Origin of the sequence: Allofournierella massiliensis, assembly GCF_004345265.1 — a bacterium.
Classification (GTDB): domain Bacteria; phylum Bacillota; class Clostridia; order Oscillospirales; family Ruminococcaceae; genus Allofournierella; species Allofournierella massiliensis.
On sequence record NZ_SLUM01000027.1, the window covers coordinates 38,670 to 51,690 of the forward strand.

The 13,021-nt window shown below is 56.9% G+C and carries 10 protein-coding genes and 2 tRNA genes; all 12 read left to right on the forward strand.

Annotated features, from left to right (window positions below; all coding sequences use genetic code 11):
• The first annotated feature begins 155 nt into the window (after positions 1 to 155).
• Positions 156 to 725: a GNAT family N-acetyltransferase gene (locus tag EDD77_RS14330; RefSeq protein ID WP_077138501.1), complete on the forward strand. Its 570-nt coding sequence runs from the start codon at positions 156 to 158 to the stop codon at positions 723 to 725.
• 139 nt (positions 726 to 864) lie between these two features.
• Positions 865 to 2,232 (forward strand): tRNA uridine-5-carboxymethylaminomethyl(34) synthesis GTPase MnmE, encoded by a 1,368-nt coding sequence (mnmE, locus tag EDD77_RS14335; RefSeq protein ID WP_058963440.1) that lies wholly within the window; start codon positions 865 to 867, stop codon positions 2,230 to 2,232.
• Positions 2,233 to 2,251: 19 nt separating this feature from the next.
• Positions 2,252 to 4,168 carry a tRNA uridine-5-carboxymethylaminomethyl(34) synthesis enzyme MnmG gene (mnmG, locus tag EDD77_RS14340; protein ID WP_058963441.1) on the forward strand — a complete coding sequence of 639 codons (1,917 nt, stop codon included), beginning with the start codon at positions 2,252 to 2,254 and terminating at the stop codon, positions 4,166 to 4,168.
• A complete protein-coding gene (rsmG, locus tag EDD77_RS14345; RefSeq protein ID WP_058963442.1) occupies positions 4,165 to 4,872 on the forward strand; it encodes a 16S rRNA (guanine(527)-N(7))-methyltransferase RsmG in 708 nt (235 codons plus the stop codon). Before mnmG ends, rsmG begins: the two co-directional genes overlap by 4 nt.
• 295 nt (positions 4,873 to 5,167) lie before the next feature.
• Entirely contained in the window at positions 5,168 to 5,977 is an 810-nt protein-coding gene (locus tag EDD77_RS14350) for a ParB/RepB/Spo0J family partition protein (RefSeq protein ID WP_058963443.1), read from the forward strand.
• 327 nt (positions 5,978 to 6,304) lie between these two features.
• Positions 6,305 to 7,066 carry a ParA family protein gene (locus EDD77_RS14355; RefSeq protein ID WP_058963548.1) on the forward strand — a complete coding sequence of 254 codons (762 nt, stop codon included), beginning with the start codon at positions 6,305 to 6,307 and terminating at the stop codon, positions 7,064 to 7,066.
• Positions 7,067 to 7,080: 14 nt separating this feature from the next.
• A complete protein-coding gene (locus tag EDD77_RS14360) occupies positions 7,081 to 7,947 on the forward strand; it encodes a ParB/RepB/Spo0J family partition protein (RefSeq protein ID WP_058963444.1) in 867 nt (288 codons plus the stop codon).
• 18 nt (positions 7,948 to 7,965) lie between these two features.
• Complete coding sequence (gene serS, locus EDD77_RS14365; RefSeq protein ID WP_058963445.1) at positions 7,966 to 9,261, forward strand: serine--tRNA ligase; 1,296 nt, start codon at positions 7,966 to 7,968, stop codon at positions 9,259 to 9,261.
• A 160-nt stretch (positions 9,262 to 9,421) separates the two neighbouring features.
• A tRNA-Met gene (locus EDD77_RS14370) sits at positions 9,422 to 9,498 on the forward strand.
• A 96-nt stretch (positions 9,499 to 9,594) separates the two neighbouring features.
• A tRNA-Glu gene (locus EDD77_RS14375) sits at positions 9,595 to 9,669 on the forward strand.
• Between the two features lie 99 nt (positions 9,670 to 9,768).
• Positions 9,769 to 10,611 (forward strand): DUF368 domain-containing protein, encoded by an 843-nt coding sequence (locus EDD77_RS14380; protein ID WP_058963446.1) that lies wholly within the window; start codon positions 9,769 to 9,771, stop codon positions 10,609 to 10,611.
• Between the two features lie 174 nt (positions 10,612 to 10,785).
• A complete protein-coding gene (locus EDD77_RS14385; protein WP_058963447.1) occupies positions 10,786 to 12,825 on the forward strand; it encodes a KUP/HAK/KT family potassium transporter in 2,040 nt (679 codons plus the stop codon).
• Positions 12,826 to 13,021 lie beyond the last annotated feature (196 nt).

Below are 13,021 nucleotides of genomic sequence, written 5' to 3' on the forward strand. Positions count from 1 at the left end.
GCGCCGCGGTTTTTTAATGCCTGAATAAAATACTGAAAGTAATAATTGATGAAATATTACAAATTCTGCGATGGCATAGCCGCCGGTTGCACTTTTAAACTTCGCATGCTAGGATAGAAACACAAGACTGTTCCCGACAGGAAAGGAAGGATAAAATGCGTTTGGAACGAATGACCGGTTGGCAGGATGCCCGATTTAAAGCGCTGTGGGAGCTGTATGAAGCCAGCTTCCCGGCATACGAAAACCGCACCCTGCCGGACCAGAAGCGGGCCATGGAGGACGAGCGCTATCATGTGGACCTGATCTACGAAGAGGATCAGTGGCAGGGATTTGTGATGTACTGGCAGGCGGACGGCTACCTGTATGTGGAGCACTTTGCGGTGTTCCCCTGCGGGCGGGGCAAAGGTTATGGTTCCAGGGTACTGACCGCCCTGAAGGAAAAGGGCCAGCCGGTGCTGCTGGAAATTGACCCGCCGGAGGACGAGATTTCGATCCGCCGCAAGGGCTTTTACGAGCGGAACGGCTTCTGTGCAAACCCCTACGATTACCAGCATATTCCTTACAAAAAAGACGATGTACCCCACCCGCTGGTGGTGATGACCTGGCCGGAGCCGATCAGCGAAGAAGTTTATCAGGGCTTCCGCCGTTTTATGCGGGACGTGGTGATGGAGTACAGCGAAGCAAAATTTAATAACAATTGGGAGAATATTTTAAAATTCGACTGATTGGATAATAAGCAAAGGCCGCCCGATGACCGGAAGAAGTCGGGTGGCCTTTGCTCTGCGCCCGGCTTGCCTTGCCCTGGCCGGGGCCCTTGTGCTACAATAAAATGAACTATGCTGTTTTGAGAATGGGGGAGTGAAGATGGAAACCACCATCGTGGCGCTGGCAACGCCGCCCGGCGCGGGCGGAATTGCAGTGGTGCGTCTGTCCGGCCCGGAAAGCTACCGGGTAACCGGGCAGGTATTCCGGCCGATGAATCCGGAGAAAAAGGTGAGCGAAGCGAAGGGATACACTGCGATGTTCGGGCATTTTATCGCCCGGGGGAAGACGCTGGACGAGGGTGTGGCCCTCTTCTTCCGGGCTCCCCGCAGCTACACCGGCGAGGATGTGGTGGAGCTGAGCTGCCACGGCGGTATGGTGATCGCCCAGGAGCTGATCACCGCCTGCATTGCGGCGGGTGCGGAACCGGCCGGGCCCGGTGAATACACCAAGCGGGCTTTTTTGAACGGCCGGATGAGCCTGACCCAGGCGGAAGCGGTGATGGATCTGATCGGCGCAGCAGGCCGCCAGGGTGCGGCGCTGGCCGAGAGCGCGCTGAGCGGCGCACTGGCCCGGCAGATCGAGGAATATAAAAATCAGCTGGTGGCGCTGGCCGGGCATCTGGCCGCCTGGGTGGATTTTCCCGAGGAGGATGTGCCGGACCTGGAAGAAAATACGCTGCGCGGTACACTGGAGCAGGTATGCACCGGCGTGCGTGGGCTGATCGGCAGCTACGGCGGCGGTGCGGTGCTGCGGCAGGGTGTGGACGCGGCCATTGTGGGCAGCCCCAACGTGGGCAAAAGCACCCTGATGAATCTGCTGGCCGGATTCGACCGGGCCATCGTGACCCCCATTGCCGGAACCACCCGGGACGTGGTGGAGCAGGCGGTGATGCTGGGCGGCGTGCGGGTGAACCTGTTTGATACCGCAGGCCTGCGGGAGACCGGCGATGTGGTGGAGGCCGAGGGCATCCGCCGCAGCCGCCGCAAGCTGGAGGAGGCCGGGCTGGTGCTGGCGGTATTCGACGGCTCCACCCCCGCCACCGAAGAGGATAAGGAGCTGGCGCAGCTGTGCGCCGGGCGGCCGGCCATTGCGCTGGTGAACAAGAACGATCTGGAGCAGCAGTTTGATGAGGGCATTCTGGAGGGCAGATTCTTCCGGGTGCTGCGCATTGCGGCGGGCCAGGGTGGCGGAATGCCGGAGCTGGAGCAGGCGGTGCGGGAGCTGCTGGGTGTGGCCAATCTGGACCCGGGCGCCCCCTGTCTGGTGAGTCAGCGTCAGCTGGCGGCGGCGGTATCTGCCCGAGACGCCCTGCAGGAGGGTATGCAGGCGCTGGACGGCGGCTTCGGATTGGACGCGGTGAGCGTCTGCGTGGACGACGCGCTGGCGGCGCTCTGCCGACTGACCGGCGAGGATGCCAGCGAGAGCGTGATCGAGGAAGTGTTCTCCAAGTTCTGTGTGGGTAAGTAAAGGAAGGAAACAACAAAGCATGAACCATTTGGGAGATTATCAGGTGATTGTGGTGGGTGCTGGTCACGCGGGCATTGAAGCGGCCCATGCGGCGGCAACTCTGGGCGCAAAGACCGCCCTGTTTACCCTCAGCCTGGACGGCATCGGCAATATGCCCTGTAACCCCAGCATCGGCGGCACCGCCAAGGGCCATCTGGTGCGGGAGGTGGATGCACTGGGCGGCGTGATGGGTCTGGCGGCGGACGCCACCACCCTGCAAAGCCGGATGCTCAACCGGGGCAAGGGCCCGGCGGTGCATTCTCTGCGGGCCCAGATTGATCGGCGGGCTTACCATGACTTCACCAAGCATTTTCTGGAAAAGACCGATAACTTGGACATTAAACAGGGCGAGATCGTGGATCTTGCGCTGGAGGATGGCCGGGTGACCGGCGTATACACCCGACTGAACGGCTTTTACGGGGCACAGGCGGTGGTGCTGTGTACCGGCACCAATCTGGGCGGACGAATTTTTGTGGGCGACGCCAGCGTGGAGAGCGGCCCGGACGGTCAGCAGGCGGCAAACCTGCTGAGTGAACGACTGCGTCAGGCGGGGCTGCCTCTGCGCCGGTTCAAAACCGGTACCCCGGCCCGGGTGCACCGGCGGAGCATTGATTTTTCGGTGCTGGAACCTCAGCCCGGTGAGGAGCCGCCGGAGCCCTTCAGCTTTTTGACCCCGGAGGGTGGGATCAAAAATCAGGTGGACTGCCACATCGCATACACCAACCCGGAAACTCACCGGATCATTCTGGACAACCTGCATCGTTCCCCCCTGTATGGCGGTATGATCGAAGGCGTTGGCCCCCGGTACTGCCCCAGCATTGAGGATAAGGTAGTGCGTTTTTCCGATAAGGAACGCCATCAGATTTTCGTGGAGCCCTGCGGGCTGGATACCGAAGAGATGTATCTGCAGGGTATGAGCAGCAGCTTGCCGGAGGATGTGCAGAATGCCATGTACCGGACCATCAAAGGTTTCGAGAACATCGAGATCCTGCGGCCGGCCTATGCCATTGAATATGATTGCATCGACCCCACCGCCCTGCAGCTGACACTGGAGACCCGTGCGGTGAAGGGACTGTATGGTGCGGGCCAGTTCAACGGTACCTCCGGCTATGAGGAAGCGGCGGCCCAGGGGCTGCTGGCCGGCATGAATGCCGGTCTGGCAGTGCTGGGCAAAGAGCAGGTGATCCTGCCCCGGCATTCCTCCTATCTGGGTACGCTGGTGGATGATCTGGTGACCAAGGGCGTCATGGACCCCTATCGCATGATGACCAGCCGCAGTGAATACCGGCTGACCCTCCGGCAGGATAACGCTGACGAGCGGCTTACCCCCATTGGCCGCAAGGCCGGTCTGGTGGACGATGCCCGCTGGCAGGCCTTTGAACAGGCCATGGAGATCAAGGCCCGGGAAACCAGACGATTGGAGCAGACCAGCGTAAAGGCGGCAGAGCTGAACCGGGTGCTGGAAGAAAAGGGAATTGCACCGGTGGAAAAGGGAGGCACGGCGGCAGAGCTGCTGCGACGGCCCGAGCTGGATTATTCCATTCTTGCCCAGGTGATTGGCTGGGGCGAGGGTGTGGACCGGCGAATGGCGGCCCGCATTACCACCGAGATCAAATATGCCGGATACATTGCCCGGCAGCAGCGGGCCATCAAGGATGTGAAGCGGCTGGAGAATACCCCCATCCCGGAGGATTTTGACTACGCGCCGCTGAACGGTCTGCGGCTGGAAGCCCGGGAGAAGCTGGCACGCATCCGGCCGGTGAGTCTGGCCCAGGCGGGCCGAATTCCCGGTGTGAGCCCGGCGGATATGGCGGTGCTCAGTGTGGCGGTGGAAGCTGCCAATCGGGTCCGGAAAACAGGCGGTGAGAAAGCCGCGAACAGGGAGGCGACGGAATGATCGATACACAGCGTTTGCAGGAAAAATGCGCCCGGCAGGGCATCGAGCTGACTGGCATCCAGCTGGATCAGCTGAATCACTATGCCCGGCTGCTGGTGGAGTACAACCAGAAGGTGAACCTGACTGCTATCACAGATCCGGAGGGCATTGAGGACAAGCATTTTCTGGACAGCCTGCTCTTTGCCAGTCAGCCGGAAGTGACGGGGAAGATGATCGATGTGGGCTGTGGTGCGGGCTTTCCGGGCCTTGTGACTAAGATCTACAAGCCCGAGCTGGAGCTTACCCTGATGGAGCCCACTGGCAAGCGGGTGGAGTTTTTGAAATATGTTTGTGCGGAACTGGGCCTGACCGGCGTGGAATTTGCCAAGGAGCGGGCGGAGGAAGCGGCCCGAAAGCAGTGGAGGGAGACTGCCGATGTGGTAAGTGCCCGTGCGGTGGCAGCTTTGCAGATTCTGGCGGAGTATTGTTTGCCCCTGACCCGGGTAGGCGGTGTATTCATCGCCATGAAGGGCTCTGGCGCCGAGCAGGAGCTGGCCAGCGCCAAGGGGGCCATTGCCAAACTGGGTGGCAGCTACCGGGAGACCCGCTCCTTCCAGCTGCCCGGCGGCGATGCCCGCAGCCTGGTGGTGTGTGAAAAAATATCGCAAACTCCGACCGTTTACCCCAGAAACGGCGGAAAAATTGCAAAATCCCCGTTGAAATAAGAAGAAAAAGAGAAGAATCCAGAGAATTTTGAAAATGGAAATTTCTGGATTACGCAGCGCGCCTGTGGTATACTTTTGCTGGAAGCAGAGGGAGCCGCACGGCGCGCTTCTTTGTTTTCCAAAAAGGATGGGATCATTTCTGCGGCCCGGTTCGGATACATAAACAGATAACAGGGCAAAAGCCGCCATGCAAGCGGCGGCAATGTTTTCCGGGCTGTTGGGCGGGGTGCTGCCCCAGGGCTCCTGCCTGCTGGGGGCCGCAGAATTTTCCGCAACAAAAAGGAGGTAAACCGGAATGCTGCCCCGTAAAATGAAAGTGAAGGGGAAGGTGCTTGCCATTCCCACAGAGCTGATCGACCCGTCGCCCTTTCAGGCGCGCAGGCATTTTGATGAAAAGGAGATCGCGCAGCTGGCGGTAAGCATTCTGGAAAACGGTCTGCTGCAGCCGGTTTCCGTTCGCCGCTATGGAGATCGATACCAGCTGGTGGCAGGGGAACGTCGGCTTCGCGCCTGCAAGCTGGCGCAGCTGAAGGAAATTCCGGCGATTCTTTGCGAGTATCAGGATCAGGCCACTGCTGCACTGGGGCTTTTGGAAAATCTGCAAAGGCAGGATCTGGACGCCTTTGAACAGGCCCGGGGCATTCAGGATGTGATCGCATTGTGGGGCTGCACCCAGGAGGAAGCGGCAAATCGGCTGGGGATGGCGCAGCCCACTTTGAACAATAAGCTCCGGTTGCTTCAGCTCAGTGATGAACAGCAGGCCTTCTGCCGGAACAATCATCTGACCGAGCGGCATGCCAGGGCGGTGTTGCGGCTGGAGGAGGCGCAGCGCCTTCCGGCGCTGGAAGCATTTGCAAAGCAGGGAATGAATGCCCGCCAGGCGGATGAATATGTACAGCGCCTTGTGCAGCGCACACCCAGAAAGAAATCCATTCCCATGGTGCGGGATGTGCGCATCTTTGTGAACACCATCAACAAGGCGGTGCGCCTGATGGTGGACGCGGGCGTGAATGCCTCCACTCGGCGGGTGGAAGGGGATGGCTTTGTGGAATACACGGTGCGAATCCCCACAGAGCAGGAAAGATCGGTGAGCAGGACCGGCTAAATGTTCCACGTGGAACATTTAAAATAGATGCCAGTTCTCCACTCCGTTTTGTGCGGAGATTGGGTTCAGCGATATGGGGAAAACGTGAAAAAGGGAGTCAGGGGGAATGTTCCACGTGGAACATTCCCCCTGATGTTTTTGAGAATGAAAAAGCAAAAATGTTCCATGTGGAACATTTTTGCTTTTCAAAAGTACAGAAAAGAGAGAAATCTGAGGAAAATCCAGTGAGATGGGTGTAATCACGTCGAAATCTATGCTATAATAACACCGATGCCTGCCGCGAAGGGGTTTCGCGGATGCAGATCTGATGAATTGGAGGCACAAGCGGTGGGAAAAGTAATCGCAGTTGCAAACCAGAAAGGCGGCGTGGGGAAAAGCACCACCGCTGTGAATCTGGCGTCCTGTGTGGCGGCAGAGGGAAAACGGGTACTGATTGTGGATCTGGACCCTCAGGGCAACACCACCAGCGGCTACGGAATTTCCAAACGGAATGTGGAAACCAGCGTGTACGATTTGATCATCGGCGAGGCACAGGCCCAGCAGGCCATTGTGCCCACGGAGTTTATGGTGGATGTGATCCCGTCCAACATTCAGCTTTCCGGCGCGGTGATCGAGCTGGTGAATCTGGAACGGCGGGAAAGCCGGCTGCGTCAGGCGTTGGCTTCGGTGGCCGGAAATTACGACTATATCTTTATTGACTGCCCGCCCAGTCTGGACCTGCTCACTTTGAACGGTCTGTGCGCCAGTGATTCGGTGCTCATTCCCATCCAGTGTGAATACTACGCACTGGAGGGCCTTTCCGAGCTGATGAGCACCCTGAAAACCGTGCGCAAGATGTACAACCGGTATCTGGAAATTGAAGGCGTGGTGTTCACCATGTATGCGGGCCGGCTGAATCTGACCCTGCAGGTGGTGGATCAGGTGAAAAAATTCTTCGGGGACAAGGTCTATAAGACCACTGTGCCCCGAAATGTGCGCCTTTCCGAGGCGCCCAGCTATGGGCAGCCCATCAATTACTATGACCCGGCCAGCAAGGGCTGCGAGGCCTATCAGGCCATGGCCAAAGAATTGCTGAGCAATAACCGATAAAAGGAGGGCGGCAGATGGCACAAAAAAAAGGCGGCCTTGGCCGCGGGCTGGAAAGTCTGTTTGAGGAAACAGCCCGGGATGTGGGCCGGGAGGTGAGTACCCTCCCGCTGCGGGACATTGAGCCTGATAAGGATCAGCCCCGTAAGGACTTTTCCGAGGAGCCCCTGTCGGAGTTGGCGGCCAGTATTACCGAGCATGGTGTGCTGCAGCCGATCACGGTGCGCCCCTGCAACAGCGGCGGCTACAAGATCATTGCCGGTGAGCGGCGCTGGCGTGCTGCCCGTCTGGCGGGGCTTTCCGAGATTCCGGTCATTATTAAGGATGTGACCGAGAGCGAAGCCATGGAAATGGCACTCATCGAAAACCTTCAGCGGGAGGATCTGGATCCGGTGGAGGAAGCATTTGGCTACAAACAGCTGATGGAACGCTGTGGGCTGACCCAGGAGCAGGCCGCAAAACGGTTGGGCAAGAGCAGAAGCTCAGTGGCCAACAGCCTGCGGCTGTTGAATCTGCCCCAGCGGGCACTGGAATGGCTGCAAACCGGTCATCTGACCACCGGCCACGCCAAGGTAATTCTGGGTCTGGAAAATGAAGAACTGCAGGAGCAGGCGGCCCAGATGGTGGTGGAAAACGAGCTGAACGTGCGCCAGACTGAGGCGCTGTGCAAAAAGCTTTCCCGGCCGGAAAAGCCGCAGGCCAGCCAGCCGGTGCGGCCTGCTTTGCCGGACGAGGTGGAGCTTGCCCTGCGCGAGGTGCTGGGCAATGAGGTCAAGGTGGCCTACAAAAACGGTCGGGGCAGCCTGACGGTTCATTTTTATTCGGACGAGCAACTTACCGCCTTTGCCAATCTGCTGGGCGGTTATCAAAAGGAAACAATCTGAAAAAGGGGATAGAAACTTATGCTGGACTTGCGTTTTGTACGGGAGAACCCGGAGCTTGTCAAGGAAAACATCAAAAAGAAATTCCAGGATTCCAAGCTGCCTCTGGTGGATGAGGTTATCGCTCTGGATACCGAGAACCGCAACACCGTTACCGAGGCGAACAATCTGCGCAGCGAGCGCAACAAGCTCTCCAAGCAGATCGGCGCTCTGATGGGTCAGAAGAAGTTTGAGGAGGCCGAGGCCGTGAAGGCTCAGGTGGCCGCTCAGGCAGACCGTCTGAAGGAGCTGGAGGCCAAGGAGACCGAGCTGGAGGAGAAGATCCGCAATATCATGCTGGTCATCCCCAACATGATCGATCCCAGTGTGCCCATTGGCCCGGACGACAGCCACAACGTGGAAGTGGAGCGCTTCGGTGAGCCTGTGGTACCGGATTTCGAGATTCCCTACCACACCGAGATCATGGAGAGCTTCGACGGCATCGATCTGGACAGCGCCCGCCGCGTGGCCGGCAACGGCTTCTACTACCTGCTGGGCGACATTGCCCGTCTGCATGAGGCGGTGCTGGCTTATGCCCGCGACTTCATGATCAACAAGGGCTTTACCTATGTGATTCCTCCCTTTATGATGCACGGCAGCGTGGTGCAGGGTGTTATGAGCTTCCCTGAGATGGATGCCATGATGTATAAGATCGAGGGTGAGGATCTTTATCTGATCGGCACCAGCGAGCACACCATGATCGGCCGCTTTGTGGATCAGCTGATCCCCGAGGCCAAGCTGCCCCAGACCCTGACCAGCTACAGCCCCTGCTTCCGCAAGGAGAAGGGCGCACACGGTCTGGAGGAGCGCGGCGTATACCGCATCCATCAGTTCGAGAAACAGGAGATGATCGTGGTCTGCAAGCCGGAAGACAGCATGGAGTGGTACGACAAGATGTGGCATAACAGCGTGGAGCTGTTCCGCAGCCTGGATATCCCCGTGCGTCAGCTGGAGTGCTGCTCCGGCGACCTGGCTGACCTGAAGGTCAAGAGCTGCGACATCGAGGCCTGGAGCCCCCGTCAGAAGAAGTACTTCGAGGTATGCAGCTGCTCCAACCTGGGCGACGCTCAGAGCCGCCGCCTGAAGATCCGTGTGAAGGGCGAGGATGGCCGCAACTATCTGCCCCACACCCTGAACAACACCTGTGTGGCTCCTCCGCGTATGCTGATCGCCTTCCTGGAGAACAACCTGCAGGCAGACGGCACCGTGAAGATCCCCGAGGTGCTGCGTCCCTATATGGGCGGAAAGGAACTGCTGGTTCCCAAGCGCGGCAAGTAAATAACAATCAGGCAGCCTCCGGACACTGGTTCGGAGGCTGGTTTTTTGCAATGGTAAAAAATGGAAGAAATTTTTTAAAAAAAAGATGAAAAAACTGTTGACAAGTCATTGTCTGTTTAATATAATATAAAAGCGCCCTACATACGGCGCAATTTTATATGGCGGTATAGCTCAGTTGGCTAGAGCATTCGGTTCATACCCGAAGTGTCACCGGTTCGAATCCAGTTACCGCTACCAACAAATACAAGGTTTAGCTAGAATACTTGGGGGTTACCCGCAATAGTGGGTGATGAAGTATGCTTGCTGTTTTAGCTAAACTTTGTATTTTTATAAGGCCCATTGGTCAAGCGGTCAAGACATCGCCCTTTCACGGCGGTAACCCGGGTTCGATTCCCGGATGGGTCACCAGAAGCCCGGATCTGTTTTTCAGCAGGTTCGGGTTTTTTCTTACTGTAACAGGTTAAGAAAAATGGATGTTCCACGTAAGAAAACAAGGAGAATAATTATATGGAAAAACAACAAAAGCAGTCGCCTGCCATGATGCTTCTGCGGTTGCTGCAGGGAGCACTCATCGGATTGGGCGCGGTGCTGCCGGGAATTTCCGGTGGGGTGCTCTGTGTGATTTTTGGAATCTACCGGCCGGTGATGGAATTGCTGTCTGACCCGAAGAAACATTATAAAACCCACCTGCCCAGGCTTGCCCCGGTCTTTCTGGGCATGGGAATCGGCTTTCTGGGTGTAGCCAATCTGCTGGCCTTTTTTCTGGAGCGGTATCCCAATCAGTCGGTCTGTCTGTTCGTAGGCCTGATCGGCGGAATGCTTCCTTCGCTGATGAAACAGGCAGGAGAAAAGGGACGGAGTAAAGGATCCTGGATCTCGCTGCTTGTGGCGTTTACGGTGGTATTAGGGCTGCTGGTTGGGCTGGAGCTGTTCTCCGTGCAGGTAACGCCTTCGGTGCTCTGGTATCTGTTCTGTGGCTTTTGCCTGGCCCTCAGCATGATTGCACCGGGCATGAGTTTTTCCACTCTGCTGATGCCGCTGGGTCTCTATACGCCCTTTGTGGAAGGGCTGGGCCGGCTGCGGCCTTCGGTTCTGGTGCCGGGGGTGCTTGGCGCAGTGGTTACCATTGTGCTGCTGGCAAAGGCGGTGGATCGGCTGTTTGAACGGCACTACTCCATTGCATTTCATGCCATTGTGGGTGTGGTATCAGCAGCTACGCTGGTCATTATTCCGTTCCGGGATATGGCATCCTCGTTCGCGGCGCTGCTCAGTGATCTCATCTGCCTGGCTGTGGGTGTTGTGCTGGCGCTTGCATTGGACCGGTTCAACGCCCGTTTTCCCAAAGAGTGAGAAAAAGGACACAAAAACATATAAAAGTAATACTTTTTTTGCAGAAACACGGAAAAACCTGTTGACAAGGCAGGAAAAAGCGTGTAAATAGAAAGAACGACCCAAACAGGTGCCCCGGCTGACAGGATTCAGCCGGGGCCAAACAGTATCAAGACAGAGGAGAATGGAGTCAACATGACGGCAGCAGAAAAACGACCAGCGATCCCGATCAGCCCCGCAGCGGCGCTGGTGGCCATTGGTGTGGTATACGGCGATATTGGAACCTCGCCCATGTATGTGATGAAATCCATTGTAGCAGGCAACGGAGGGCTTCAGAATGCAGACCCGCAGCTGATTCTGGGGTCACTGTCGCTGGTGATCTGGACGCTGACCCTTCTGACCACCGTAAAATATGTGCTGGTGGCCATGCAGGCGGATAACCATGGGGAAGGTGGTATCTTTTCGCTGTACAGCATTGTGCGCCGCAGCCGAAAGCATCTGGTGGTGCTGGCGATGGTGGGCGGGGCCGCGCTGCTGGCGGACGGCGTGCTCACACCTGCAGTAACCGTAACAACCGCTGTGGAAGGCCTGCGCAGTATTCCGGCACTGGAAATTCTGTTGGGACCGGGGCAGGGAAGGATCATACAGATCACACTGGTGATTCTGGCAGTGCTGTTCCTGATCCAGAGGGCAGGAACCAGTTCCATCGGTAAGGCGTTCGGCCCAATTATGACCATCTGGTTTCTGTTTCTCGGGGGAATGGGCCTTTACCACATGGCAGGAGATTGGACAGTGCTGCAGGCGCTGAATCCGATGCTGGCGTTGCGTGTGCTGGTGAGTCCTTATAATAAAATGGGCTTTTTCATTCTGGGCAGCGTGTTTCTGGCAACCACCGGTGCAGAAGCTTTGTATTCGGATATGGGTCATGTGGGCAAGGGCAATATCTATATCAGCTGGCCCTTTGTAAAGATCTGCCTGATTCTGAACTATCTGGGGCAGGGAGCCTGGCTCATTGCTCATCGGCAGGACAAGGAGCTGGGCAGGATACAGGATATGAATCCGTTCTTTGAAATGGTGCCGCCTCAGCTGCGGCTGCTGGCAGTGCTGCTGGGTACACTGGCAGCTATTATCGCTTCCCAGGCGTTGATCACCGGAGCATTCACCATGGTGTCCGAAGCCTGTAAGCTGGATCTGATGCCCCACATGCAGATCATCTATCCGTCTCGTACCATGGGGCAGCTGTATATCCCGCTGGTGAATACCTGCCTGTGGGTAGGCTGTTCGCTGCTGGTGCTGTACTTCCGATCCAGCCATCGAATGGAGGCGGCCTATGGTCTGGCCATTACGGTGACCATGCTCATGACCACCATGCTGCTGTTTGTGTTCCTGCATGACAAAAAGCGCCGTGGGCCTGTTGCGTGGGGATTTCTGCTCCTGTTTGGCGGGCTGGAGCTGATGTTCCTGCTGTCCAGCCTGACCAAGTTTGCGGAAGGCGGTTATGTGGCCGTGGCACTGGCAGCGGTGCTGCTCTTCATCATGTACATCTGGCATCGGGGCACACAGGTGGAGGATACCCAGGCCATCTATCTGAACGTGGATACCTACAAAGAGGTGTTGGGTCAGCTGCGTGATGACGAAAGCATTCCATGTTTTACGGATAATCTGATTTATCTGACCAAGAGCCATTACCACAATTTCGTGGAGCGGGACATTCTGTATTCCATTCTGGAAAAAGGACCCAAGCGGGCGAAGGCCTACTGGTTTGTGAGCATTCATGTGGAGGATGTGCCTTATAAACGGGAATATGAGGTGGAGAACTTCGGAACCGATTATATCTTCCGGGTTCGGCTCAATCTGGGGTTTAAGGAAAACCAGCGGATCAATGTGTATCTGCGCCAGATTGTGCAGGAGCTGATGGAGGATGGAGAACTTCCCCTGCAAAAACAGCGTTACGCGGTGGAAGAACCGGGTGATGTGGGCGGATTCAAGTTCTGTATCATCCGCAAGCGTGTTGTGCCTGAAAGTGATCTCCCGGCTTCCGATCAGGGGATTCTGACTGTGAAATATGCGATTCGCCATGTGGCCGGATCTCCGGCCCGCTGGTACGGACTGGAGAACTCGGTGCTGGCGGTGGAGTATCTGCCTTTGTTTGTGAGAATGAAGGAGACAGCCCCCATTTGCAGAAAAGCAGGTTGGTGCAGAAAAGAAGAATCCGCCCTGCCGGGGCAGATGTAAAGAAGAAGGGACGGGGGAAACGCCCCGTCCCTTCCTTTATATATAGGGGAGCAGAGAGGCTGTTTGAGGGAAAGAAAATATGAAATAAATTTCGAAAAAAGTGTTGACATGTGTTTCCTTGTGTGGTATTATAATCAAGCTGTCGCGAGAGACAGCGAGCCGCTGAAAAGCTGATAAAAAATATTTCAAAAAAGTG

Coding starts and splice junctions, on each gene's coding strand:
- EDD77_RS14330 (WP_077138501.1), top strand. CDS start 156: ATGCGTTTGGAACGAATGACCGGTTGGCAGGATGCCCGATTTAAAGCG.
- mnmE (WP_058963440.1), top strand. CDS start 865: ATGGAAACCACCATCGTGGCGCTGGCAACGCCGCCCGGCGCGGGCGGA.
- mnmG (WP_058963441.1), top strand. CDS start 2,252: ATGAACCATTTGGGAGATTATCAGGTGATTGTGGTGGGTGCTGGTCAC.
- rsmG (WP_058963442.1), top strand. CDS start 4,165: ATGATCGATACACAGCGTTTGCAGGAAAAATGCGCCCGGCAGGGCATC.
- EDD77_RS14350 (WP_058963443.1), top strand. CDS start 5,168: ATGCTGCCCCGTAAAATGAAAGTGAAGGGGAAGGTGCTTGCCATTCCC.
- EDD77_RS14360 (WP_058963444.1), top strand. CDS start 7,081: ATGGCACAAAAAAAAGGCGGCCTTGGCCGCGGGCTGGAAAGTCTGTTT.
- serS (WP_058963445.1), top strand. CDS start 7,966: ATGCTGGACTTGCGTTTTGTACGGGAGAACCCGGAGCTTGTCAAGGAA.
- EDD77_RS14380 (WP_058963446.1), top strand. CDS start 9,769: ATGGAAAAACAACAAAAGCAGTCGCCTGCCATGATGCTTCTGCGGTTG.
- EDD77_RS14385 (WP_058963447.1), top strand. CDS start 10,786: ATGACGGCAGCAGAAAAACGACCAGCGATCCCGATCAGCCCCGCAGCG.